The sequence below is a fragment of the Amycolatopsis sp. NPDC006131 genome (assembly GCF_040614175.1).
GTDB lineage: Bacteria > Actinomycetota > Actinomycetes > Mycobacteriales > Pseudonocardiaceae > Amycolatopsis_E > Amycolatopsis_E tucumanensis.
Genome location: NZ_JBEXTX010000125.1, coordinates 1 through 21,713 on the forward strand (window position 1 = coordinate 1; position 21,713 = coordinate 21,713).

The window sequence follows — 21,713 nt, forward strand, 5'->3', positions numbered from 1 at the left end:
GCACCGCCAGACCTGCCCGCACCACGGCCCGACTCCTGCCGCGCATCCGGCTCCCGCCGGCCGGCACCGCCAGACCTGCCCGCACCACGGCCCAACTCCTGCCGCGCATCCGGCTCCCGCCGACCAGCGCCACCGGACCTGCCCGCACCACGGCCCGACTCCTGCCGCGCATCCGGCTCCCGCCGACCAGCACCGCCAGACCTGCCCGCACCACGGCCCGACTCCTGGCGGCCCTCGCCGCGCGAGTTCTGCCGCGCCTCGCGGCCCGGCTGCTCACGCACGTCCCCACCCGGCTTCCGCCGGGCGCCGCCGGACCGGCGCGCAGCCGCACCCGCGCCGCGGTCCCGCGAAACCTCGCCACCACCCCCGGCCGCACCCGCACCGCTGCGAACCGAGGGCTTGCGGAACACCCGGTCGCCCGGCGCGAGCTCGCTCAGCAGCTCGTGCCCGGGCGCCAGCCGGGTCGTCACCGGGCTGATCCCGGCCTTCCTGGTCAGGTCCCGGACGTCGGAAATCTGGTCGTCGGTCATCAGGGTGATCACCACGCCCGCCGCGCCGGCGCGGGCGGTGCGGCCGGACCGGTGCAGGTAGGCCTTGTGCTCGACCGGCGGGTCGGCGTGGATGACCCGCGCCACGTCGTCCACGTGGATGCCGCGGGCGGCGATGTCCGTGGCCACCAGCGTGGTCGCGCTGCCGTCGGAGAACGCGGCCAGGTTGCGGGTCCGCGCGGTCTGCCCGAGGTTGCCGTGCAGCTCCACCGCGGGCACGCCCGCCGCGACGAGCTTGCGCGTCAGTGCCTTGGCCCGGTGCTTGGTGCGGGTGAACACGACCGTCCGGCCCGGCGCGGCCGCCAGGTCCACCAGCACGTCCAGCCGCGTGTCCGGCTCGACGTGCAGCACGTGGTGCTCCATCGTCGCCACCGGGGAGCGCGCGGAGTCGACGCTGTGGGTGACCGGGTCGGTGAGGAACCGCTTCACCAGCACGTCGACCCCGGCGTCCAGGGTGGCCGAGAACAGCAGCCGCTGGCCGTCGCGCGGGGTGCGGTCCAGCAGCCGCTTCACCTGCGGCAGGAACCCGAGGTCGGCCATGTGGTCGGCCTCGTCGAGGACGGTGATCTCGACGGCGTCGAGGTGCGCGTGCCCGCTCGCGAGGTGGTCGGCGAGCCGGCCGGGGCACGCGACCAGCACGTCCACCCCGGCGCGCAGCCCGGCGATCTGCGGCGCGGCGCCGACCCCGCCGAACACGGTCATCGTGCGCAGGGACAGCGCCTCGGCCAGCGGCGCCAGCGCCGCGTCGATCTGGGTGGCGAGTTCGCGGGTCGGCGCGAGGATCAGCGCGCGGGGCCGGCCCGGCCTGCGCGGCGTGCGGCGAGCGGCGAGCCGGGTCAGGACCGGGAGCGCGAACGCGTAGGTCTTGCCGGAGCCGGTGCGGCCCCGGCCGAGCACGTCCCGGCCGGCCAGCGAGTGCGGCAGGGTCGCCGCCTGGATCGGGAACGGCGCCTCGATGCCCCGCTCGGCCAGCGCGGCGACCAGCACCGGGGGCACGCCGAGCGCGGCGAAGGTGGACCCGGAAGAAGAGGGCGCGGGGGAAGAAGTCACGGGGAAAGCTCCGAACGTCGGGGGTCGTCCTGCCCGGCGCGGACCGGCACGGTCGCGGCACGTGGTGGCCGACAACGAAACGCGGCCCGAGGCAGAACTGTGCGGGCCGCGATCACCAGTGTAGACCACGGCACCGGCCGACCGGACGTGATTCGATCCCGCCCTGATCCGGCACCTGCGGTTCCGGCGCACGATCGCCGGGGCTCACCCACCGTCGCCGGGGCGGCCGCGCGCCGCAGCTGCTGTTCTACAACTGTTCGGCGTCGGGAACCTGCCCGGCTCCGACGGCCTGTTCGGCGCGGCGGGGCCGGTTCCGCGCCGGCCCCGGCCGCCTTCGGGCCACCGACGCGATGATGTTGACTGTTCGCCATGTCGCACCCGAACAACCCCGCGCCGCAGCAGCCGCAGGAGCCGCGCCCGGCCGCCACGGAATCCCGGTCCCGGCACGGCCTGCTGGCCACCGCGATCCTCGTCGCCGGCCTCGGCGGCGGGCTGCTGGCCTGGCACCCGTGGGACAAGGCTCCCGTTCCGGCGCCTGCCGACCCGCGGCACATCAGCATCCAGAAGGTCGGCGAGCAGCGCGAGGCGGGCAACTCCGACGCGACGCAACCGGTGTACTGCCTGACCAACGAAACCGGCAGCCTCTATTGCATGGTCCTGCCCAACCGCTACACGACCATCCAGGAGGAACGGGGCTGAGCGCCTCTTCTCGTCACCGCCGGTCGAGCAGTCCGCCGACGAGCGCGCGCAGGCCGTCGGCGTAGGTGTCGCGTGCCGCCAGCTCCGGCCAGCGGTCCCCGATCGCCGCCAGATGCGGCGTCTCCGCCGGGTCGAAGCGGAAGGCGGCGTCGCGCTGGGGGCGTTCGTCCCGGCGTGCCGAGCGGGCGCGGACGAGCACCTCGCCCGCCGTGTAGTACCAGATGTCGCGGAAGACGCCGACGGCCTGCGCGTGGGTGCACCCGCTGTCGACGGCGCCGCCCACGATGGTTTCGACCATCCACAGCGCCGGTTCGTCGAGCAGGCCGACGAACCCGTCGACGGTGACGACCTCCGCGGCCCACGGCCACGCCGCGAGAGCCTCGTGCATCACCGTGGCCGCGACGACGATCCGCTCCCGCGGGTCGTCCGGCAACCGCGGCCGCTCGAGCTGCCCGGTGTAGGTGTTGAGCAGCTGCACCAGCAGGTCCGCCTTGTCCCGCACGTGGTGGTACAGGGTCGTCGGCCCGATCCCCAGCTCCGCGGCCAGCTTGCGGACGCTCAGCTTCTCCCAGCCGTCGCGGTCGATGAGCCGCCGCGCGGCGACCAGGATCTCGTCGCGGGACGTCACCGGCGGCCGCCCGGTCCGGGCGCGCGCTGCATCGGGTCGGGGCACGGCTCCCATCATGCTGCCCTCCTCCCCGTTCGACAGCCGGACCCGCCGGTGCTACTTTCGGAACGCGTTCGAAAACCTCGAGAGGAGCGAGGCATGACCACAACGGAGCCGCCTGCTGTGCGCGCGGGGCTCACCCTCGCCGCGGTGGCCGTCGTGCAGTTCGCGGTGTCGCTGGACCTGTCGGTGGTCAACGTCGGGCTGCCGCGGATCGCGGCGGCGCTCGGGTTCACCGCGGTCGGCCTGACCTGGGTGATCCACGCCTACGCGCTCACCTTCGGCGGGCTGCTCCTGCTCGGCGGCAAGCTCGCCGACCGGCACGGCCGCAGGCATGTCCTGCTGGCCGGGCTCGCCGTGTTCGGGATCGCCTCCCTGGCCGGCGGTTTCGCTCAGGACCCCGGACAGCTGGTCGCGGCACGCGCCGCGCAGGGCATCGGCGCGGCGGCGGCCGCCCCGGCCGCACTGGCGCTGCTGACCGCGACCTTCCCCGCCGGACCGGAGCGGGTGCGCGCCTTCGGCGTGTGGAGCGCGATGAACGCCGCCGGAGGCGCCCTGGGCGTGCTCATCGGCGGCGTCCTGACCGAGTACGCGGGCTGGCGGTGGGTGATGTTCGTCAGCGCGCCGATGGCCGCCGTCGCGGCGGTGCTGGCGCGACGCGGCGTCAACGCCGACAAGCCGGTCCGCACCGGCAGGCCGGACGTGCTGGGCGCCGTCCTGGCCACCGCGGGCATGACCACGCTCGTGTTCGGCGTCGTGTGCACCGACCAGCACGGGTGGGCCTCGCCGGTCACGCTCGCCACGCTGGCGATCGCCGTCGCGCTGCTGGCCGCGTTCGTCCACATCGAACGGACGACGGCGCGCGATCCGCTGGTGCGCCTGGGCTTGCTGGCCGGCCGGGCGGTCGCCGGGGCGAACCTCTACAACCTGCTCCTCGGCGCGGCGATGGCGTCGGCGTTCTACTTCGTGTCGCTCTACCTGCAGCAGGTGCTCGGAACCGGGCCCGCACTCGCGGGCGTCCAGTTCCTGCCGTTCGCGCTCGGGGTGGTCGCCGGGTCGGTGGTGGCCGTCAAGCTCGGCCACCGGTTCGCCCCGCGCACGCTGATGATCGGCGGCGGGGTGCTGACCGCGGCGGGGTTCGCCTGGTTCGGCTTCCTGAGCGCCGACGGGTCGTTCCTGGCCGACGTCCTCGGCCCGTCGATCGTGACCAGTGTCGGCTTCGGACTGTGCCTCGGGCCGGTGGTGTCGGTGGCCACGGGCGGCGTCGCGCCGGGCGAGGCGGGCACGGCCTCCGGTCTGCTCACCAGCTCACGCCAGATCGGGGCGTCACTCGGGCTCGCCGCACTCGGCACCGCCGCGCACAGCAGATCCGGCACGGCCGGCAGTGCCGTTGACGGGTACGCGTTCGGCCTCGCGCTGGGCGCCGCGCTCCTGACCGTCGCCGTGCTGATCGCGCTCACCCTGGTTCCGGCGCGAGGGTCCGCTCCAGCCGGGCGAGCAGGCCGGTGAGGGCTTGGCGTTCGTCCGGGGCGAGCCCGCCGACCAGATCCGCCTCGTGTTCGAGCAGCCGGCGCACGGTCGTCTCGACGAGGTGGTGCCCGGCGTCGGTGAGCCGGACGGCGACCGCGCGGCGCGACGCCGACGAGGGGGCCCGTTCGACGAGCCCGGCCCGTTCGGCGCGGGCCACGCGCTGGGACACCGCGCCGGGAGTGACCAGCGTGCGCCGGGTGATCTCGCGGGTGGTCAGCTCGTACGGCGGCCCCGCCCGGCGGATCACGCTCAGCAGGTCCAGTGTGGACGGATCGACGCCGAGTTCGGCCAGGGTGCGCCGCCGGTCGTCGGCGAGGAGTTTCGCCACCCGCCACACCGGCGTGATGATCTCGATGGACTCCGTGCGCACGCCGGGCAGCTCGCGCCGCCACGACTCGGCGATGTCGTGCGCGGGCCACCGCAGGATCGACGCCATCGGGTAGCCGTCGGCGCCGGGGTCGTTCGACACGGCCTGCCTCCCTCCGCTACGTTTAGAGCTAAACATAGCAGAGAGGAGATGCTCAGTGGGGCGGATCGTGCTGGTCACCGGCGGCGGGAACGGCATCGGCAGGGCGGTCGCCGCCCGGTTCCGCGCGGCCGGGGACACCGTGGTCGTCACCGGCCGCAACGGCGAACGGCTCGCCGCCGCCGCGGCCGAGATCGGCGCGCGGGCCATCACCTGCGACGCCACCGATCCGGAGCAGGTGGCGCGGATGGCCGAGGAGCTCGGGCCGGAGCTGGACGTGCTGGTCAACATGGCCGGCGGCAACACCGACCTCACCGCGCCCGCCGGCGAGGGCCTCGGCGAGGTGCTGCGCGCGTGGCGGGCGAACCTGGACGCCAACCTGCTCAGCGCCGTGCTCACCACGACCGCGGTGCGGGACCGGTTGCGCCCGGGCGGTTCGATCATCAACATCGGCTCGATCGGCGCGGAGTACGCGGCGTCCTCCTACGGCGCGGCGAAGGCGGCGCTGGCGGCGTGGACGGCCGGGCTGTCGTCGGAGGTCGGGCCGAAGGGCGTGACGGCCAACCTGATCGCGCCTGGCTACATCGCGGAAACCGGTTTCTTCCACGGAAAACTCAGCGAGGACCGGCGCAGCGCCCTGATCGCCGCCACGCACAACGGCCGGGCGGGCCACCCGGACGACGTCGCCGCGACGACGTTCTTCCTGGCCTCCGAGGGCGCCCGCCACATCACCGGACAGACCCTGCACGTCAACGGCGGAGCCCACACCACGCGATAACCGGTTGGCTGACGGGCCCGCACCCGCGACGATCGCCGGGTGCGGATCAACCAGGACGAGGTGGCGGAGCGACTCGCGGCGGTGCGTGCCGCGTGGGACGCCGACGCCGAGGTCGCGGCGATGGCGGGGGCGAGCCCGCGCCTGTGGCTCGCCGTCGACGACGGCGCTCGGCGCCACCCGCAGGGGCATCGCGGCGTCCTGGCACGGGCGCTCGGCCGGGACGGCCGCCTCCGTGAAGCCGCGCTGACGCGCCTCGACGAGCGGATCGCCCTGCCGGTGCTCGCGATCCGCGCGGCGGACTGGGTGCCGCAGGTGGCCGAGCGCGCCCGGCGGGAGTGCCTGCGCCACCTCTTCCGGGATCCGATGACCGCGGTGGACCTGTTCCCGTTCGCGTGCCTGCTGCGGCCACGCGTGCAGGGCGAGTGGCTGGCCGTGACGCTCGAAGGCATGCTGCGGACGCCCGAAGTCCGCTCGGCGGCGCTCGCCTCCCCCGACGTGCTCACCCGCCGGGCCGTCTACGCCTCGGGGCGCGCCGACGTCGGCGAGCTGACGGCCGGACTGCGGGACGCGGACCTGAAGATCCGGCTCACCTGCGCGCAGGCCCTGACCGGCAGCACTGACCCCGAGGTGCTGCGCCTGCTCCGCAGCAGCGGCACGGCCGCCCTGCGCGCCCAGGCGATCCGCGACCCCGCCGACGCGCGGCCGGCACTGGCCGACCCCGCTTCGCTGGTCCGCGCGTACGCTCAGTTCGTCCTGCGCCGCGCGGGCGAGGACCCGGCGCCGCACTATCGCAAGCTGGTGGCCGCGGCGGCGAGCCCGGGTGCGGTCGCGGGCCTCGGCGAGACCGGAACCGAAGCCGACGGGGCGCTGCTCCTGCCGCTGCTCGCGGATCCCCGGCCCAAGGTGCGCGCCGAAACCGTCCGTGCGTTGCGGCGGCTGCGAGTGGTCCCGGCCGCCCGCCTGGCGCCGTTGCTGTCCGACCCATCCCCGCGCGTCGCCCGGCAGGTGGTGCTCGCGCTGCGCGGGTGCGCCGCCGAGATCGACGAGGCGGCGTTGCACGGCATGCTGGATCCCGGCCAGCCAGCGCACCGCAGGCGCAACGCGTTCCAGTTGCTGTCCGCTCGCGACACCTGGACCCGTCTCGCTCTCGACCTGCGCCTGCTGCTGGGCCCGGACGAGCCGCTCCGGGAAACCGCTCGCACCGACCTGAGCAACTGGTTCGCCCACGGATCCGCGACCACCTACACCGCCCCGCGCGGCGAGCGGGCCGCCGAACTGCGTGACCTCGTCAGCCGCGCGGAGCCACTGCTCGGCGAGGCTCGTGCGCGGGTGCTGCGCCTGTTCCTCTAGACCGCAGCAGGACCAGCGCCTGCACGCCGGTGTAGGCGAGCAGCGCGGCCCCGGCCACGGCGCTCAGCTGCAGGCCGTGCACGAACGCTTCCCTGGCCGCGGCCAGCAGGGCCTCGGCCTGCGCGGGCGGCAGCCCGGCGGCCGTGGCGACCGCGCCGCCGAGGGTTTCGCGCGCCGTCTCCCCCGCGTCGCCCGGCACGCCGGCCCGGTAGGCCGCCGCCGCGATGCTGCCCAGCACCGCCGTGCCGAGCGCGCCGCCCAGCTCGAACCCGGTCTCCGAGATCGCCGACGCCGCGCCGGCGCGGGACGGCGGCGCCGCGGTGATGATCAGGTCGTTGGTGAGCGTCTCGGACAGCGCCACGCCGAACCCGACCAGCGACATCCCGGCCACCAGGATCGCCAGTCCACTGTGGACGCCCAGCGCCACCAGCGCCCCGAACCCCGCCGCCGCGGCCAGCAGCCCGCCGGCGATCAGCCGCGGGACCGGAACGCGCCGGGCGAGCCGGGCGGCGGCGAACGAGCCCGCGATCCCGGCCACCGTCGTCGGCAGCAGCCACAGCGCCGCCGTCATCGGCCGCAGCCCCAGCACCAGCTGGAGGTACTGCGGCACCAGGAACAGCAACCCGACGAGCGCGAACACGCCGAGCATGTTGGTCAGCACCGACGCGCTGAACCGGCGGTCCCGGAACAGCGCCAGGTCCAGCATCGGGTCCGGCAGCGCGCGCTGACGCCGCACGAACACCACCGCGAACGCCGCGCCGATCAACGCGCTCACGGCCGCGAGCGGATCGGCGCCGTGCTCGGCGAACCGCTTGATGCCGTACACCACGGGCAGCACCGCGGCCAGCGACAGCACGGCGGACAGCGGGTCGAAGCGGCCCGGTCGCGGGTCGCGCGCCTCCGGCAGCAGGAGCGGCCCCGCGACGAGCAGCACCACCATCACCGGCACGTTGATCAGGAACACCGAGCCCCACCAGAAGTGCTCCAGCAGCCAGCCGCCCAGCACCGGGCCGAGCGCCATCCCGCCGGAGAACCCGGCGCCCCACACCGCGATCGCGGTCCGGCGCCGCGCCGGGTCGGTGAAGATGGAGCGGATCAGCGCCAGCGTCGAGGGCATCAGGGTCGCCCCGCCGACGCCGAGCAGCGCCCGCGCCGCGATGAGCATGCCCGGGCTGGTCGCGAACGCCGCGGCCACGGACGCGACGCCGAACGCGACGGCGCCGGACAGCAGCAGCTTGCGCCGCCCGATCCGGTCCCCCAGCGTGCCCATGAGCACCAGCAGCCCGCCGAGCACGAACGAGTAGATGTCGACGATCCACAGCTGCTGGGCGCCGGTCGGGCCGAGGTCCTCGCTGAGGTACGGCAGCGCGAAACCGAGCACGGTCATGTCGACGCTGATCAGCAGCACGGGCAGGACCAGCACACCCAGTGCGGCCCAGTCCCGGCGTCCCCCGGCCATCACGATCACGATCCTTTTCTGAACAGTCTGGACGGTACAGTTTGCCCCTGAAATCGAAACTAAACCGTCCGGACGGTATAGTCAAGGGCCATGGGACGCCCCTCCGCGCGGGAACAGATCCTCGACGCCTACCAGGACATCCTCATCGAGAGCGGCTCGGCCGCGGTCACCCTCGACGCCGTCGCCGCGCGCGCGAAGGTGTCCAAGGGCGGGCTGCTCTACCACTTCGGGTCGAAGGAAGCCCTGCTCGACGGCCTCCTCGACCGGCTGCTGCGGCTGACGGCCGCGGACGTCGAGTACGCGCGCACGGCTCCCGAAGGGGTGGTGCGCTACTACCTGCTCTCCTCGGTGACCGACGCGGACATGACCAAGCCGGCGCACCGCGCCTCGATCGCCGCGCTGCGGCTGTTGGGCAGCGAGCCGAAGGTCACCGACGCGATGAACGAGTGCGGCCGGCTGTGGGCGGAGCTGCTGGCCGGGCATGTGGACGATCCGCTCACCGCCGAGATCGTGGGCCTGCTGGGCGACGGGCTGTACCTGCGCGCCACCCTCGGCGGGCAGCCGCCGCAACCGTTGCTCGACCGGCTGCCGGAGGCCCTGCGCCGGCTCGGCCTGTCCTGAGGCTCAGCCGGCAGGCACCCGCGCCCAGGCGCTGACCAGCGGCGGCAGGATCGCGATCGCGCCCGCTTCCGCCGCCTCGGCGACCAGCCGGGCGGGCAGGCGGTCGAGGTCGGCGAGGTCGCCGACGTCCAGTCCGAGTTGGACGGCCACCGGCGACAAGGCGCGCCACACGCCCATCACGAAGCCCAGGATGTCCGGATCGGACAGTGGGCCGAGGCACGCGCCCATCGTCAAGGCGGGCATGGGCAGGCCAGCCGCGTGGAAGATCCCCGGCAGCGCGGTGCCCGTCTCGGTGGTCGCGCCCGCACCCCGGAACGCCTGCACGATGACGTCCCGCACCCGCTCGAACAGCGGGACCGCCGGGGCGCTGCGGGCGCCGCTGACCTCGAAGTCCTGGAAGGACACCAGGCCGCCCGGCCGGACCAGTCCCACCAGCCGGCGCAGCGCGGCGACCGGGTCCGGCAGGTGCATGAGGATCAGGCGGCCGATGACCGCGTCGAACGGCCGGGGCGCGTCGAGCTCCTCGACCGCGGCGTGGCGGAACGTGACGTTCGACAGCCCGGCCTCGGCGGCCCGCAACGCCGCGAGGTCGAGGATCGAGGCCTGCGCGTCGACACCGGTCACCGATCCCGCCGGCCCGACCAGGTGCGCCGCGGCGATCGACACGTCGCCCGGGCCGCAGCCGACGTCGAGGACGCGCATGCCGGGTTCGAGCCCGGCCTGGCGCAAGGCGTGCTCGGTGTGGCCGCGGTAGAGGCGCCCCTGCAGCAGGAGCCGCTCGACCTCGGGATCGTGGTGCCCCAGCACGTAGCCGGTTCCGGTGCTCATCCGCCCAGTCTGGCGGCGCTGCGGGCGGACCGGGGAAAACGACCCGTTAACAACTGCCGGGAACGCGCCGGGGCGGGTGGTGAGTCCCGAAAGTGACCTTGGTCCCTGCCGGAGGTGACTTCCGCCGCGCCGCCCGGCGTCCGGCGGGCTCTAGGTTGGGTAGGTCACCTGCGAAAGGGTCCTGCCGTGATCACCGTGTTCCTGGTCGACGACCACGAGGTCGTCCGCCGTGGTGTCGCCGAGCTGCTCGGCACCGACCCGGGGCTGGAGGTCGTCGGCGAGGCCGCCACCGCCGCGCAGGCCATGGCCCGGATTCCGGCACTCCAGCCCGACGTCGCGGTGCTCGACGTGCGCCTGCCCGACGGCAACGGCATCGAGCTGTGCCGTGAACTGCGGTCCCGGATCCCCGAGCTCAACGTCCTCATACTGACCTCCTACACCGACGAGGAGGCCATGCTCAACGCCATCCTCGCCGGCGCGGGCGGCTACGCCATCAAGGACATCGCCGGGCTGCACCTGGTTTCGGCCGTGCGCGAGGTCGGGTCCGGCCGCTCCCTGCTCGACACGCGTGCCGCCTCGACCCTGATGGCGAAACTGCGCGCGAACGCCGCCGGCGACGGGCCGCTGGCCGGGCTCACCGCCCGGGAGCGCACCCTGCTCGACCTCATCGGCGAAGGGCTCACCAACGCCCAGATCGCGCAGCGGATGTTCCTCGCCGAGAAGACCATCAAGAACTACGTCTCCCGGCTGCTGGCCAAGCTCGGGCTGGAACGCCGCACCCAGGCCGCGGTCCTCGCGGCCAGGCTCCAGAACCGGGAGCACGCGGACGCGCCCCGGCCCCGGACGCCCGTGGTGCGCTGACGGCACCACGCCGAACTGCGGTCAGGGCGCGGGCACCGCGGCGGCCCGCGCGATGGCCCGGCGGGCGTGCACCTTCGCGATGCGCGAGCTGAAGAGCAACACGGCCACCACGACCGCGCCGACGACACCGACCAGCCGGTTGACGTCGATGGCCGGCTCCCACCGCAGCGTGCCGTCCTTGATGACGTAGGCGCCGGTCGGCCTGGCGGTCACCCCGAACCCGCCGCCCTCGCCGTGCTGCCCCTCCTTGTCGACGCCGTCACCGCCGCCCGCCCCGCTGGCGACGCTCGCCGCCGCGATCACCGTGATGCCGTCCTTCTCGTAGGGCTCGGTGTACACGAGCTTCGCACCGGCCGAGCTCTTCGCCTTCTCGATCAGCTCGTCGATCTTCATCGCGACCCTCCTGGAGACCTGTGGGATGAAGGCATCGTGGTGCACCCGCGGCCGCACCGGGAAGTGCCGATGGTCCTCACCAGGCCCCTCCGCCGTCTCGCCGCCACCGCCTGTCTGCTCGTCGCGGCGAGCGTGCTGCCCGCGCCGGGCGCCGCGGCCCAGCGCGTCACCGCCGACGGGCTCGCGAACCTGCCCGCCGTCCCGCCCGCGATGGACTGCGCCGACGTGCCCGGCCTCGACCTCACGGGCGTCACCGACGCTCCGGTGACCATCCAGTCCGCGAGGGTTGTGCCCGGTGCCGCGCCGTACTGCGAGGTCCGCGGCACCGTCGCGCCTGCGAACACCGTCGTCCTGCGACTCCCGGTGCACGGCTGGACCCAGCGATACGTGCAGACCGGGTGCGGCGGCCTGTGCGGCAGCGCGGTGATCGACTACGGCCAGGCCGCCACCTGCCCGCCGGTCCGGGACGGCACCGTCGCCAGCGCCACCACCGACATGGGACACCAGGGCCGCGACGACGGATCGTGGGCGCTGGACAACCCGCAGGCCCAGATCGACTTCGCCTACCGCGGCGTGCACGTCACCGCCGAGGTCGCCAAAGCGATCATCGCCCGGTTCTACGGCCGCGGGCCCGCCTACTCGTACTTCACCGGCTGCTCCGACGGCGGCCGCGAAGCGCTCATGGCGGCCCAGCGCTACCCCGGCGACTTCGACGGCATCGCCGCGGGCGCCCCGGCCGGCAACATGGCCGTGCAGAACACCTTCCACCACGCGTGGAACGTCGTGGCCAACCTCGACGCCGACGGCGGCTTCATCCTCTTCGCGGGCAAACTCCCACTGATCCGGGCAGGACTCCACGACCTGTCTCTCCCCCGCCGAAGCGGCCGTGGTGCGCAAACTGCACGACGGGGCCGCCGACGTGCAGGGCCGCCGCCTGGAACCGGCGATCGCCCACGAGTGGGGCTCGGAGCTGGAGTGGACGCTGTTCGTTCCGGCCACCCCGCAGCAGATCCCGGCCAGCGCCAGGTTCGCCGAGTCCTACCTGCGCCACCTCGCCTTCCCGGACGCGCAAGACCCGGACTTCCGGGTGACGGACCTGCAGTTCACCGTGGATTTGTGCTGGCGGACCATCCAGTCGTCGAGCTACCTCGCCGCGATGGACCCGGACCTGTCCGCCTTCCGCCGCGGCGGCGGCAAGCTGCTGCTCTGGCACGGCTGGAACGACCAGCACATCGCCCCACAGTCCACATTGGCCTACTGGGACGCGATCGGCGGACCATGGGCGAGCGCGCGGTGGACGGGTTCGCCCGCCTGTACCTGTTCCCCGGCATGGCGCACTGCGGTGGCGGCGACGGGCTCGGCACCGCCGACGTCCTGACCCCGGTGATGGCCTGGGTGGAAAGCGGCAGGCAGCCGGGCCGGATCGTCGCCTCCACAGTCGCGGGCGGCGCGACCACCCGCACCCGCCCGGTGTTCCCGTACCCGGTGGTCGCTCGCTACGACGGCACCGGCAACGCCGACGACGCGGCCAACTTCGTCCCGTCCACACCCCGTGCCGCGCCGGCGGACTACCGCTGGGTCTGACCGCGGCTCTACTCCCACGGGTACCAGACCTGGTGCGCGGCGGCCGGTACCACGCTCACCTGCCGTCCGGAGGAGACCTGGCTGACGCGGAAAATCCGCTGAGAACGGCAAGCGAACGGGGCGCCGCGAGCCGCGGCGCCCCGTTCGGCTCAGCGCGTCAGGCCGGGGGCCGGTCCTGCGGCATCGTCGCGCTGCCCTGCGACGACGGCGGCATCGTCGCGGTCCGCTCCTGCGGCATCGTGGCGGTTTCGGCCGCGTGCCGCGGGGCGCCCGCGCCGGCTTCCCGTTCCGCGTCCTCACGGCCGCGCCGGTAGGCCTCGGCCCTGGTGCGGGCCGACGGGATCTCCTCCTCGGCCCGGTTGAGCCAGCGGTCCCAGCGCTGCTGCATCGGCCGCATCAGGCCACCGCCCGCGCCGACGACCAGCACACCGCCGACGGTCGCGAGCAGCGCGATCAGCACCGGCCCGGTGACCGTGGTGGCCACGCCGATCTGGTTCAGCGCCGCGATGACACCGAAGGCGATCACCACGACCTGCACCACCTTCGCGACCAGGGGACCGTAGCTGAGCCCGCCCATCGCGCCGCGGATCAGGTCGTGCAGCGCGCTGCCGACGGCCGCGGCGACGATCACGATGACGATGGCGACGATGGCGCGCGGCAGCCAGGCCACGATCGCCGCCAGGATGGCGCTGACCGGGTTCGGCCCGAACACGCCGAACGCCAGCTGCAGGGCGATCAGCAGGACCGCGTAGTAGACGAGCGCGGCCAGCAGCCCGCTCGCGTCGTACCGGGACTGTTCCAGCGCACGCTTGATTCCGCCGCGCTCCACCGCCCGGTCGAAACCGACCCGTTCGAGCACGACTTTGACGACCTTGCGCAACGCTTTCGCGACCAGCCAGCCGACGATCAGCACGACGAGGAACACCGCGAACTTCGGCAGGAAAGTGATCACTTTCCCGACCGCGTCGTTCCAGAATTGGGTGACGTTCATCTTTCACATCCGTGAATGAGGGGACCGGGCGCCCGGCCCGGGCCGGAAACGGTGTCCGGACCGGGCCGGGCCGGGAAGGGGGTCAGTGCATGAGCTTGCGCCGGCGGCCGCCCCGCAGGGCGGTGGCCAGCGAGACCCCGAGGACGGCGAGCACCAGCTGGGTCAGCACTTCGAGCCAGTCGATACCGTCGGTGTCGGCGTACCCGACACCCCGGGCGATCGCGGTGCCTGCGAAGGCCGCGACGATACCGACGACGATGGTCAGCCAGATCGGGATGTTCTGCTTGCCGGGCGCGAGCAGCCGGCCGAGAACACCGATGACCAGCCCCACGACCAAGGCACTGATGATTCCGGATATAGCCATCGCAACTCCATTGTTCGGCGATGGTTCCGGATTCCCGGACAATTCCCGATGAAACCTATTTCACATCACCGCCGATCCGCCAGCAACGGGCCGAGCGGGCCGAGATCGATGTTCAATTCCTCCGGGGACACGCCGAAATGCTCGCACAGTTCCGCCATGCGCTCGTCCAGCCGCATGAGCGTCAGCCCGATCGCCTCGACCTGCTCGTCGGTGAGGTCGCCGCGGTCCACCCGTCGCAGCGCCTGCTTTTCCATCAGTTGCCGCAGCAGTTCCACCACGGTCAGCACGAGACTGGCCAGACCGCGCTCGACGCTGTCCGGATCGGTGTCGATGCGGCGCTTCGCGGGGTCAGTCATCGGCGGGCTGCAGTGCGCTCACCGAGGACAGCAGCGTCCGCAGCGAGATGTGCACGAGGTCGACGTCGGCGATGGACAGGGTGATCTCACCCGTCACGACGACCCCGCCGGCGAGGACCCGGTCGAGGAGGTCGACCAGCGCCACGGGCTGGTCGGCGACGGGCGCGGGAAGCGGTTCGGTCATGTTTCCTCCAAGGACGAGAACGAGTACGGCGGCCACGGCCCGGTGAGCTGGACCCGGATCGCCGGGCTGTCGTCGTCGCAGGCCGCCACCGCCTCGGCGAAGGCACGCGCGTGGTCGTCACCGACGAGGTAGGCGGCGTTCAGCACCATCTGCTGGTCGTCACCGGACAACGCCTTGCTCTGCAACGGGTGCAGGCGCGCGCCGGCGGCCAGCGCCGCGAGTCTGGAGTGGACCTTCGCGGCCTGTTCGCGCGCGAGCCGTTCGGCGTCCGCGCGCGCGTCGCGTTCGGCGCGGCGCCGGGCGAGGTACGCCGTCCCGGCCCCCCGGCGGGACGGCGTCTCCGCACGCCCGGCCGGCGGCGGCTCCTCGAGGAAGACCTTGACGCCCCACTCGGTCCGCCCGGCCACGCGGTCCAGGGTGCGCGCCAGCTCGTGCCCGCGGTGTTCGAGGACGCGGCGCACGCCGTGCTCGTCGCGGTACACCGTGGCCAGCCGCACCGGCACGACCGGACCGGCGCCGGCGAGGGCGCCGACCACGGCGTCGTGGGCGCGGGCGACGGCGCCGAGCCAGTCCAGGTCCTCCAGGTTGCGGTGCAGGGCCTCCTCGCCGAACGTCTCCAGTGGCACGTCGCCGACGACGGCCGCCAGCTCGCCGGCCTCCACTGCGCGCAGGGCCTCCCCGGCGACGCCGCGCAGTTCGCCCGCCGCGCCGGCGTTCTCCCGCCGGGCCACGGCGTAGAGCCAGATCCCGCTGTCCTCAAGCACCTCGGTCACCGTGCCGGTCCTCGATCACGGCGTGGTCGCCCGCGCCCTCCAGCTCCTCGACGCGGGCACGCAGCTCGCGGTTCTCCCTCTGCAGCCGCGTGGTGTCGCCGGAGAGCCACGGATCGCTTTCCCACCAGTTGATCCCGACTTCCCGCGCGGTCTCCAGCGACGCGATCACCAGGCGCAGCTTGATTGTCAGCAGTTCGATGTCGAGCAGGTTGACCCGGATGTCCCCGGCGATCACCAGCCCCTTGTCGAGCACTCTCTCCAGGATGTCCCCCAGGTTGGCGGGCTGGTGGTTGCCCAGCGCGGGCGACCCGCCTCCGCCGGGGGTGGTGGCCGGCTGCCCGGCGGCCATGTCAGGACACCCCGCTTCCGCTGTCGGCCCGGCCGCGGACGTACCGCTTGGTGCGCCGGTAGGCGAGCAGCTCCCCGTCGGCGCCGAGCTCCAGCTCGTACAGGGCGAGCATGTCGGCCGAGGACGGGATCCGCCGGTCCTCCAGCACTTCGAGCTCGACGAGCCAGCCGTCGTCGGTGGGTTCGACCGAGGTGACCGACACCGGGTTCCGGCTGATCAGCTCGCCGGCGTGGGCGAGCGCCCGCGAGGCCGCTTCCGGCGCGGACAGCACGCCGTCTCCGCCGGCCTCATCGCGTGCAGCCACTTGGCGGTCACCTCTCCTTCTCGTCGGTCTCCGTCACGTCCAGCCGCCGCAGGACCTGCTGCTGGACCTCGGCCTCCTCCTCCGCCGAGATCTCCCCTGCCGCGCGCTTTTCCTCCGCCGCTTCGAGTTCGCGGCGGATCGACGCGGGCGCGGCGAGTTCCTCGTTGACCCGGCGCTGGATCAGCTCGCCGAGCTGGATCACGCCGCGCACCGGCAGCAGCGGGAGGCCGAGGATCCCGGACAGCAGGCCCATGCGCTACGCCTCCGGCCGTTGTGTCACGACGAAGTCGTACGCCGCGAGCGGGCCCAGCAGGCGCACCTCGGCGCGGCCCGACCAGTCCCGCGCGACGCGGCCGACGGCTTCCTCCAGATCGGACTGCTTCGCCGTCTCGACGAGGCACGCGAGGTGCACCGCGTCCTCTTCGTGCGTCGGCTCGCGCGGGGCGACCTGGGCGCCGATCTCGGCGAGCGCGTCGGCGACCCGCTTCGTGTCGGCCTCGCGCCGGGCGGCGATCGCGTTGCCGATCCCCTCGCCCAGCGCGATCCGCTCGTTGCGCGTGGCGTCCTCGGACTTCCCGCGGATCGCTTCCCGCAACTGGGCGAGCTTCTCGTCGGACTCGAGGATCTCGCGCAGGATGGTCTCCTCCACGTAGCGCGCCTTCACGACGTACTGCGCCTTGCCCTCCAGCTCGTCCAGTGCCGCGACGAAGTCGTCCTGGTTGGCTTCGAGCAGTTCCGTGCGCACGGCGTCCTCGTCGGTGACCACGGCGCCGAAGCGCAACGGCAGCACCGGCACCTCGGCGGCGGCCGCGTCGAGCAGCGCCGCGTGCGCGGTGAGGTCCTCCGGCCGCCCGAGCGGCTTGTCCCGCGGGACCTCGCTCACCAGCGCGGCGATCCGGTCGTGCTTGACCGCGCGGACCTCGGCAGGCGGGTCGCCGACGCCACGGGCCTCCGGATCGGTCTCGACGTCGGACGGCACGATGCCGTACACGTAGACCACCGTCTCCCGCTCCTCGCTCATCGCCCACCGCCCTTCCGGCGGGCGCGCTCCGGCTCCTCGTCGCCGCCGAGGAGGTCCTGCAGCTTCTCGCCCGCGGCTTCCAGCGCTCCCCGGGTCTTCGCCTTCGAGCCGCCGGAGGTCACGTCCTCCAGCAGGTCCGGCAGGCCCTTCTGCTCGGTGTCGGAGATGTCCAGCCGGTTCACCGCCTCGGCGAACCGCAGGTAGGTGTCCACGCTCGCGATGACGACCCGGGCGTCGATGGTCAGCAGTTCGATCCCGACCAGCGACACGCGCACGTAGGCGTCCAGGACGAGTCCCTTGTCCAGGATCGTGTCGATCACGTCCGCGAGGCTGCTGGAGGTGGGCCGGTCCAGGCCCCCGCCGCCGCCCGACGGCTGAACCGCTGTCGTCATCGCCTGCTCCGTCCTCTGCCCGCCGACGCCCGGGCGCGTGTCCGCCGCGCCGGCGGTTCCTCGGCCTCTTCTTCGGGCTCTTCGTCTTCGGGCTCTTCGTCTTCGGGTTCTTCCTCGTCCGGTTCTTCCTCGTCGGGCGCCTCGGCCTCGTCGGGCTCCGGCTCCTCGGGTTCCTCCTCCGGTTCCTCGTCGCTGTCCTGGACCTGGCCGTCGTGGATCTCGCCGCGCCAGCCCTCCACCTCGTCCGGGTGCAGGATCGCTTCGGTCATCACGTGCCGCTGGAAGTGCTTGAGCTCCAGCCGCGCGCGCCGCCCCTGGGCCCGCCAGATGTTGCCGGTGCGCTCGAACAGGCCCTGCGGGTGGTACTCCAGCACCAGCACGACGCGGGTCAGGTCCGGGGTCAGCTCGTGGAAGGTGACCGCGCCGTCGACGTGCCCCTTCTCGCCCTTGGAGCGCCACACGATGCGCTCGTTGGGGACCTGTTCGAGGATCGTCGACTCCCACGTGCGGTGCGACCAGAAGATCTGCGCCTTCCAGGTCAGCTTCTCGTCGCTGGTCTGGTCGACGTTCTCGACCTTCTTCATGAAGCGCGGGAACTCGGTGAAGCGGGTCCACTGGTCGTACACCAGGTCGATCGGGGCGCCGATGTCGGCCTGCTCGACGATGTTGGTGACCTTGAGCTTGCCGCCCCCGCCACCACCGCCGCCGGAAACGGCGTCCTTCACCTTGTCCGCGAGCCCGGACAGCCCGCCCTTGACCGCGCCCATCATCGCCTTGCCCTTGACGCTGGGCTTGCCGCCGGTGACGGCTTCGATCAGGCCGCCACCGCCGCCACCGGAGGCGTAGTCCTGCAGGCGCCCGGAGGTCGAGGTGATCCGGTTCGCCAGCGAGGTCGACGCGCGGGTGGTGACCGCGCCGGCCAGTTTGCGCAGCGCTTCGGTCAGCTCGCTGGACGGCTTCGGGGCGGCGTCGGCCACGCCGGAGGCCGTGTCGGTGGTCTTCTCGAGAGTCTTCCTGATCTGGTCGGTGGCCACAGCGCTCACCTCCGCGCCCGGCGGACCGGGGTGCGGGCGGCGGCCGCCCGGCCGGTGCGGCGCGCCCGGGTGGGAGCGGGCTCTTCGTCCTCGTCCTCAGGCTCGGGCTCGGGCCGGCGGCGCCGGGTGGCGGTGCGGCGGGCGCGCGCGGGTGGCGCGGGCTCCTCTTCGGGCTCCTCCTCCGGCTCTTCCTGGGACTCTTCGTCCTCTTCGGGCGCTTCTTCGGCCCGGTCCTCGGTCTCCTCGTCGGTGTCCTCCGGCTCCTCTTCGGCGCCCTCGTCCGCGGACGGGCGCTTCGCACCGTCCTGGAGGCGCTCGCTGAGCGACTCGATGCGCTGCGAGGCCGCCGTCACGGCGGCCGCCTTCGCCGCGCTGAGCAGCTGGTCGCGGGCGACGTCGGTCAGTTTCGTCAGCTCCGCGGACGAGCCGAGCTGGCTCAGGCCGTTCTGCAGCAGCTTCCCCGGGGTGACGCCGGTCTTGCCGGTCGCTCCCGCGGCCGCGATCATCAGCGCCAGGCGCATCTTCTTCGTGCGGCCCAGTAGGTAGCCGAGCCCGACACCGAGGGCGACACGCGATCCTGCCTTCATTCGTAGTCCTCCTGACTCCGGCGATTGGCGAGTCCTGCCGACAACCCACGCGCCACCCCCCGAACTCATCGGGGCGAGCAGGATGTACCGGCCGAGAACTACCCCGCCGCCTCGGCGGAAAAACTGCGAGCGGCGGCCGAAAAACAATTTCCACGACACGATCTTTGTCCAAGATCTACTCACCATTTCCCTACTGGGGCGTCAAAACACGGTTCAACAGCCAGTTTCCGGCATCGGCGTCCGGGGTGGACCTATACTCCGGAAAATCGCCGGGACAATTCTCCGCGCGGAAATGGGTGACGAAACGAGTACCGATAGCGAGGGAATCGAGAGCGGATCCGCTGTCACCGGAACCGCGGCGAAGTTGCTTTCCGCCGCCCGCGGGCAGCGGCGACTGTCGCAACGGGAACTGGCGCGCCTGGCGGGCGTGCCACAGTCGACGGTGGCGACGATCGAGGCAGGCCGCCGCCAGCCGTCGGTCGCGATGCTGGAACGCCTGCTGCGCGCGGCGGGTTTCCACCTCGCCACGGAGCTCGTGAACGCGCTGCGCCCGAGCGAGCTCCTGGAGCGCCAGCGGCGAAGCGCCACCGAGGTCCTCACGCGCTACCCGGTGACGCGGGCGTGGCTGACGGGCCCCGCCGCCCGCGGCGAGGACCGCCCGGACTCCGGACTCGACCTGGCGGTGGCGCTACGCCCCGCCGCGACGGCCGACGACATCGCCGGGCTGGGCGCGGAACTGTCCGGTGTGCTCGGCTGCCCGGTCGAGGTGACGACCGGCGATTCCGGCGGTGGAGAGGACTTCTTCTACACGCGCAGCGCTTAGACCGGGCGCCCGTTGGACGTGGCGGCGGCCAGGACACGTCGCCAGGCCGAGGGACGCTGCCGCGCACCGCGGAAGCTGCTGCTACCGGCACGGGCCCGCCACGTCAGACCACCACCACCGGGTGACGCCGAGCGCCCGTTGGCCATGGCGGCTAGCCAGGACAGCGCCGCCGTTGCCGAGAAGCGCTGCCACGCGCACCGGCGGAAGCTGCCGCCACCCGGCACCGAGCCGCCACGTCAGACTGCCACCACCGGGTGGCGCCGAGCGCCCGTCGGCCATGGCGGCCGGCCAGGACAGCGCCGCCGTTGCCGAGAAGCGCTGCCACCCCCACCAGCGGAAGCTGCCGCCACCCGCACCGGCCCGCCACCTCAGACCACCACCACCGGGTGGCGCACCACCGCGCCGAACAGGTAGCCCTGCGTGTTGTACGGCTCGATGTCCGGCTGGGCCACGCCGTGCCGGTCCACCGCGCGCGCCCGCAGCGTGTGCTCGCCCAGGCCCGGCCGCCACCGCAGCGTCCACCGCTGCCACCCGCGGCCGCTGCCGACGAACTCGGCGCGCCGCCACGTGCGGCCGTCGTCCGTGCTCACGTCGACCCGGCGGATGCCGCCGGTGCCGGACCAGGACCGGCCACGCAGCACGTGCTCCCGGCCCGCGGCGAGGGTCGCCCGCCACGGCAGTTCGAACACGCTCTTGGTGTTCTGCCGCGTCACCAGCACCCCTTCCGGCGGGTAGTCCGGGCCGGTCAGCCGGTAGTACTGCGTGTCCCACGGCGAGTCCAGCGGGGTGCGGGACACCTGGATGCGGCCGAGCCACTTGATGGACGCGATGCCGATCCAGCCCGGCACCACCAGCCGCGCCGGGAAGCCGTGGTCCGGCGGCAGCGGTTCGCCGTTCATCTCGTAGGCGACCAGGACGTCGTCGAGCGCCTTGCCCACCGGCAGCGGGCGCCGCACCCGGCCCAGGTTGACGCCGCCGGTGACGTAGTCGGCGTCGAGACCTTCGGGCAGCACGTCGACGGCGTCGCGAGCGAGGCCGGCCCGGTGCAGCAGCGTCGCCAGCGGCACGCCCCGCCAGCGCGCCACCCCGATCGCGCCGAGCCGCCACGCGGTGCCGGACACGGTCTGCCCCTGCTGCGAGGTGAAGAAGCCGCGCCCGTTGCCCGCGCACTCGATGGCCGCGGTGATCGTCTCCGACGGCAGGCGCAGCAGGTCGTCGTAGGTGACGGTGACCGGCCCGCCGCGCAGCCCGTCGCCGGTGATCTCCAGGCGCCAGGTCCGCGCGTCGAGCAGCGGGGTGGCGGTGTGGTTGCGCACGAAGAACCGGGACACCGGCACGATGTCCCCGACCGGGTGCGGCGAGTCCCACCGCATCTCGGCGTTCGTGCCGAGCACGGTGAAGTCCTCCGGCGGCAGGGGTTTCACGATGGGAGTGTCGGCCGCAGCGGTCGCTGCTGTCCACAACGGACCGGCGGCGGCGACCCCCGCCACGCCGAGCACGGTCCGCCGCCGCACGTTCACAGCGCGAGGTCCGCGGCCAGCACGTGGAACGCTTCCCGTTCCCGCGCCGAAAGCGGCACGGCGAGACGGTCGGCCGGATGGCCCAGCGGCGGATAGTCCGGACGGGGCAACGCGAAACCGACGTCGTAGGGCGCGCCGGCCGGCACCATCGCGTGCCCGATGCTGCCGAGCGCGCGACCGA

The 21,713-nt window shown here is 73.4% G+C and carries 29 protein-coding genes and 1 pseudogene; 10 read left to right on the plus strand and 20 right to left on the minus strand.

Annotated elements, in window-relative coordinates; genetic code table 11:
* On the minus strand, positions 1-1,598 hold a 1,598-nt coding region (locus ABZ215_RS37525), incomplete at its 3' end, for a DEAD/DEAH box helicase (protein WP_354955268.1).
* 369 nt (positions 1,599-1,967) lie between these two features.
* Here ABZ215_RS37525 and ABZ215_RS37530 point away from each other — a divergent pair.
* On the plus strand, positions 1,968-2,297 hold the full coding sequence (locus tag ABZ215_RS37530; protein ID WP_237334773.1) for a hypothetical protein: 330 nt from the start codon (positions 1,968-1,970) through the stop codon (positions 2,295-2,297).
* A gap of 13 nt (positions 2,298-2,310) precedes the next feature.
* On the opposite strand, the gene ABZ215_RS37535 is transcribed toward ABZ215_RS37530, so the two are convergent.
* Positions 2,311-2,970: a helix-turn-helix domain-containing protein gene (locus tag ABZ215_RS37535; protein WP_354955270.1), complete on the minus strand. Its 660-nt coding sequence runs from the start codon at positions 2,968-2,970 to the stop codon at positions 2,311-2,313.
* Between the two features lie 93 nt (positions 2,971-3,063).
* On the opposite strand from ABZ215_RS37535, the gene ABZ215_RS37540 reads away from it, so the two are divergent.
* Positions 3,064-4,473, plus strand: coding sequence for an MFS transporter (locus tag ABZ215_RS37540; protein WP_354955272.1), 1,410 nt, complete (start codon positions 3,064-3,066; stop codon positions 4,471-4,473).
* Here ABZ215_RS37540 and ABZ215_RS37545 read toward each other — a convergent pair.
* Entirely contained in the window at positions 4,421-4,963 is a 543-nt protein-coding gene (locus tag ABZ215_RS37545) for a MarR family winged helix-turn-helix transcriptional regulator (RefSeq protein ID WP_020418049.1), read from the minus strand. The genes ABZ215_RS37540 and ABZ215_RS37545 overlap by 53 nt on opposite strands.
* 55 nt (positions 4,964-5,018) lie before the next feature.
* Here ABZ215_RS37545 and ABZ215_RS37550 point away from each other — a divergent pair, with 55 nt between their 5' ends.
* Together ABZ215_RS37550 and ABZ215_RS37555 are read left to right on the plus strand one after the other, a co-directional pair.
* Positions 5,019-5,738 (plus strand): SDR family oxidoreductase, encoded by a 720-nt coding sequence (locus tag ABZ215_RS37550; RefSeq protein WP_020418050.1) that lies wholly within the window; start codon positions 5,019-5,021, stop codon positions 5,736-5,738.
* Positions 5,739-5,777: 39 nt separating this feature from the next.
* Positions 5,778-7,088, plus strand: coding sequence for a hypothetical protein (locus tag ABZ215_RS37555; RefSeq protein ID WP_354955275.1), 1,311 nt, complete (start codon positions 5,778-5,780; stop codon positions 7,086-7,088).
* On the opposite strand, the gene ABZ215_RS37560 is transcribed toward ABZ215_RS37555, so the two are convergent.
* Positions 7,027-8,547: an MFS transporter gene (locus tag ABZ215_RS37560; protein ID WP_354955277.1), complete on the minus strand. Its 1,521-nt coding sequence runs from the start codon at positions 8,545-8,547 to the stop codon at positions 7,027-7,029. The genes ABZ215_RS37555 and ABZ215_RS37560 overlap by 62 nt on opposite strands.
* Before the next feature lie 90 nt (positions 8,548-8,637).
* On the opposite strand from ABZ215_RS37560, the gene ABZ215_RS37565 reads away from it, so the two are divergent.
* Entirely contained in the window at positions 8,638-9,168 is a 531-nt protein-coding gene (locus tag ABZ215_RS37565) for a TetR/AcrR family transcriptional regulator (protein ID WP_354955279.1), read from the plus strand.
* Positions 9,169-9,171: 3 nt separating this feature from the next.
* On the opposite strand, the gene ABZ215_RS37570 is transcribed toward ABZ215_RS37565, so the two are convergent.
* Entirely contained in the window at positions 9,172-9,996 is an 825-nt protein-coding gene (locus ABZ215_RS37570) for a class I SAM-dependent methyltransferase (RefSeq protein WP_020418054.1), read from the minus strand.
* Between the two features lie 186 nt (positions 9,997-10,182).
* Here ABZ215_RS37570 and ABZ215_RS37575 point away from each other — a divergent pair, with 186 nt between their 5' ends.
* On the plus strand, positions 10,183-10,857 hold the full coding sequence (locus tag ABZ215_RS37575) for a response regulator transcription factor (RefSeq protein ID WP_354955281.1): 675 nt from the start codon (positions 10,183-10,185) through the stop codon (positions 10,855-10,857).
* A 21-nt stretch (positions 10,858-10,878) separates the two neighbouring features.
* On the opposite strand, the gene ABZ215_RS37580 is transcribed toward ABZ215_RS37575, so the two are convergent.
* Positions 10,879-11,250: a sporulation protein gene (locus ABZ215_RS37580; protein ID WP_020418056.1), complete on the minus strand. Its 372-nt coding sequence runs from the start codon at positions 11,248-11,250 to the stop codon at positions 10,879-10,881.
* Positions 11,251-11,460: 210 nt separating this feature from the next.
* Between ABZ215_RS37580 and ABZ215_RS37585 the strand changes: the two are divergent.
* The 3 genes and pseudogenes from ABZ215_RS37585 to ABZ215_RS37595 all read left to right on the plus strand — a co-directional run.
* Positions 11,461-12,036 (plus strand): annotated as a pseudogene (locus ABZ215_RS37585) (tannase/feruloyl esterase family alpha/beta hydrolase); the annotation flags it as partial.
* A gap of 100 nt (positions 12,037-12,136) precedes the next feature.
* Positions 12,137-12,628, plus strand: coding sequence for a tannase/feruloyl esterase family alpha/beta hydrolase (locus ABZ215_RS37590; RefSeq protein ID WP_354955295.1), 492 nt, complete (start codon positions 12,137-12,139; stop codon positions 12,626-12,628).
* Complete coding sequence (locus ABZ215_RS37595; protein WP_354955297.1) at positions 12,580-12,834, plus strand: tannase/feruloyl esterase family alpha/beta hydrolase; 255 nt, start codon at positions 12,580-12,582, stop codon at positions 12,832-12,834. Before ABZ215_RS37590 ends, ABZ215_RS37595 begins: the two co-directional genes overlap by 49 nt.
* Before the next feature lie 157 nt (positions 12,835-12,991).
* Here the strand turns inward: ABZ215_RS37595 and ABZ215_RS37600 are convergent, their stop codons facing one another.
* The 12 genes from ABZ215_RS37600 to ABZ215_RS37655 all read right to left on the minus strand — a co-directional run bounded on the left by ABZ215_RS37600 (position 12,992) and on the right by ABZ215_RS37655 (position 19,189).
* Complete coding sequence (locus ABZ215_RS37600) at positions 12,992-13,825, minus strand: hypothetical protein (RefSeq protein WP_354955283.1); 834 nt, start codon at positions 13,823-13,825, stop codon at positions 12,992-12,994.
* 82 nt (positions 13,826-13,907) lie between these two features.
* On the minus strand, positions 13,908-14,189 hold the full coding sequence (locus tag ABZ215_RS37605; protein ID WP_027935867.1) for a transglycosylase: 282 nt from the start codon (positions 14,187-14,189) through the stop codon (positions 13,908-13,910).
* 65 nt (positions 14,190-14,254) lie between these two features.
* Positions 14,255-14,545, minus strand: a complete 291-nt coding sequence (locus ABZ215_RS37610) for a gas vesicle protein K (RefSeq protein WP_020418059.1) — start codon at positions 14,543-14,545, stop codon at positions 14,255-14,257.
* Positions 14,538-14,729, minus strand: a complete 192-nt coding sequence (locus tag ABZ215_RS37615) for a gas vesicle protein (protein ID WP_020418060.1) — start codon at positions 14,727-14,729, stop codon at positions 14,538-14,540. Before ABZ215_RS37615 ends, ABZ215_RS37610 begins: the two co-directional genes overlap by 8 nt.
* Positions 14,726-15,502 (minus strand): GvpL/GvpF family gas vesicle protein, encoded by a 777-nt coding sequence (locus ABZ215_RS37620; RefSeq protein ID WP_354955285.1) that lies wholly within the window; start codon positions 15,500-15,502, stop codon positions 14,726-14,728. Before ABZ215_RS37620 ends, ABZ215_RS37615 begins: the two co-directional genes overlap by 4 nt.
* Positions 15,486-15,851 carry a gas vesicle protein gene (locus tag ABZ215_RS37625; protein ID WP_020418062.1) on the minus strand — a complete coding sequence of 122 codons (366 nt, stop codon included), beginning with the start codon at positions 15,849-15,851 and terminating at the stop codon, positions 15,486-15,488. The genes ABZ215_RS37620 and ABZ215_RS37625 overlap by 17 nt, the downstream gene beginning before the upstream one ends.
* Before the next feature lies 1 nt (position 15,852).
* Positions 15,853-16,155 carry a gas vesicle protein gene (locus tag ABZ215_RS37630; protein WP_039791447.1) on the minus strand — a complete coding sequence of 101 codons (303 nt, stop codon included), beginning with the start codon at positions 16,153-16,155 and terminating at the stop codon, positions 15,853-15,855.
* Positions 16,156-16,162: 7 nt separating this feature from the next.
* Entirely contained in the window at positions 16,163-16,408 is a 246-nt protein-coding gene (locus ABZ215_RS37635) for a gas vesicle protein GvpG (RefSeq protein WP_020418064.1), read from the minus strand.
* A 3-nt stretch (positions 16,409-16,411) separates the two neighbouring features.
* Positions 16,412-17,176, minus strand: coding sequence for a GvpL/GvpF family gas vesicle protein (locus tag ABZ215_RS37640; RefSeq protein WP_354955287.1), 765 nt, complete (start codon positions 17,174-17,176; stop codon positions 16,412-16,414).
* Entirely contained in the window at positions 17,173-17,568 is a 396-nt protein-coding gene (gene gvpJ, locus ABZ215_RS37645; RefSeq protein ID WP_020418066.1) for a gas vesicle protein GvpJ, read from the minus strand. Before gvpJ ends, ABZ215_RS37640 begins: the two co-directional genes overlap by 4 nt.
* Positions 17,565-18,602 carry an SRPBCC family protein gene (locus tag ABZ215_RS37650; protein ID WP_354955289.1) on the minus strand — a complete coding sequence of 346 codons (1,038 nt, stop codon included), beginning with the start codon at positions 18,600-18,602 and terminating at the stop codon, positions 17,565-17,567. Before ABZ215_RS37650 ends, gvpJ begins: the two co-directional genes overlap by 4 nt.
* 5 nt (positions 18,603-18,607) lie before the next feature.
* On the minus strand, positions 18,608-19,189 hold the full coding sequence (locus tag ABZ215_RS37655; RefSeq protein WP_020418068.1) for a hypothetical protein: 582 nt from the start codon (positions 19,187-19,189) through the stop codon (positions 18,608-18,610).
* A gap of 364 nt (positions 19,190-19,553) precedes the next feature.
* Between ABZ215_RS37655 and ABZ215_RS37660 the strand changes: the two genes are divergently transcribed.
* On the plus strand, positions 19,554-20,012 hold the full coding sequence (locus ABZ215_RS37660) for a helix-turn-helix domain-containing protein (RefSeq protein WP_354955299.1): 459 nt from the start codon (positions 19,554-19,556) through the stop codon (positions 20,010-20,012).
* Between the two features lie 368 nt (positions 20,013-20,380).
* Here the strand turns inward: ABZ215_RS37660 and ABZ215_RS37665 are convergent, their stop codons facing one another.
* Together ABZ215_RS37665 and ABZ215_RS37670 are read right to left on the minus strand one after the other, a co-directional pair.
* Entirely contained in the window at positions 20,381-21,436 is a 1,056-nt protein-coding gene (locus tag ABZ215_RS37665) for a sulfite oxidase (RefSeq protein WP_354955291.1), read from the minus strand.
* Between the two features lie 92 nt (positions 21,437-21,528).
* On the minus strand, positions 21,529-21,713 hold a 185-nt coding region (locus tag ABZ215_RS37670; RefSeq protein ID WP_354955293.1), incomplete at its 5' end, for a hypothetical protein.

What these genes read in the sequence shown, in the direction of transcription:
- ABZ215_RS37640 (WP_354955287.1), bottom strand. Translation starts at nt 17,176, where the DNA reads ATGAGCGAGGAGCGGGAGACGGTGGTCTACGTGTACGGCATCGTGCCG.
- ABZ215_RS37580 (WP_020418056.1), bottom strand. Translation starts at nt 11,250, where the DNA reads ATGAAGATCGACGAGCTGATCGAGAAGGCGAAGAGCTCGGCCGGTGCG.
- ABZ215_RS37595 (WP_354955297.1), top strand. Translation starts at nt 12,580, where the DNA reads ATGGCGCACTGCGGTGGCGGCGACGGGCTCGGCACCGCCGACGTCCTG.
- ABZ215_RS37530 (WP_237334773.1), top strand. Translation starts at nt 1,968, where the DNA reads ATGTCGCACCCGAACAACCCCGCGCCGCAGCAGCCGCAGGAGCCGCGC.
- ABZ215_RS37610 (WP_020418059.1), bottom strand. Translation starts at nt 14,545, where the DNA reads ATGACTGACCCCGCGAAGCGCCGCATCGACACCGATCCGGACAGCGTC.
- ABZ215_RS37570 (WP_020418054.1), bottom strand. Translation starts at nt 9,996, where the DNA reads ATGAGCACCGGAACCGGCTACGTGCTGGGGCACCACGATCCCGAGGTC.
- ABZ215_RS37625 (WP_020418062.1), bottom strand. Translation starts at nt 15,851, where the DNA reads ATGGCCGCCGGGCAGCCGGCCACCACCCCCGGCGGAGGCGGGTCGCCC.
- ABZ215_RS37600 (WP_354955283.1), bottom strand. Translation starts at nt 13,825, where the DNA reads ATGAACGTCACCCAATTCTGGAACGACGCGGTCGGGAAAGTGATCACT.
- ABZ215_RS37605 (WP_027935867.1), bottom strand. Translation starts at nt 14,189, where the DNA reads ATGGCTATATCCGGAATCATCAGTGCCTTGGTCGTGGGGCTGGTCATC.
- ABZ215_RS37615 (WP_020418060.1), bottom strand. Translation starts at nt 14,729, where the DNA reads ATGACCGAACCGCTTCCCGCGCCCGTCGCCGACCAGCCCGTGGCGCTG.
- ABZ215_RS37565 (WP_354955279.1), top strand. Translation starts at nt 8,638, where the DNA reads ATGGGACGCCCCTCCGCGCGGGAACAGATCCTCGACGCCTACCAGGAC.
- ABZ215_RS37560 (WP_354955277.1), bottom strand. Translation starts at nt 8,547, where the DNA reads ATGGCCGGGGGACGCCGGGACTGGGCCGCACTGGGTGTGCTGGTCCTG.
- ABZ215_RS37540 (WP_354955272.1), top strand. Translation starts at nt 3,064, where the DNA reads ATGACCACAACGGAGCCGCCTGCTGTGCGCGCGGGGCTCACCCTCGCC.
- gvpJ (WP_020418066.1), bottom strand. Translation starts at nt 17,568, where the DNA reads ATGACGACAGCGGTTCAGCCGTCGGGCGGCGGCGGGGGCCTGGACCGG.
- ABZ215_RS37655 (WP_020418068.1), bottom strand. Translation starts at nt 19,189, where the DNA reads ATGAAGGCAGGATCGCGTGTCGCCCTCGGTGTCGGGCTCGGCTACCTA.
- ABZ215_RS37635 (WP_020418064.1), bottom strand. Translation starts at nt 16,408, where the DNA reads ATGGGCCTGCTGTCCGGGATCCTCGGCCTCCCGCTGCTGCCGGTGCGC.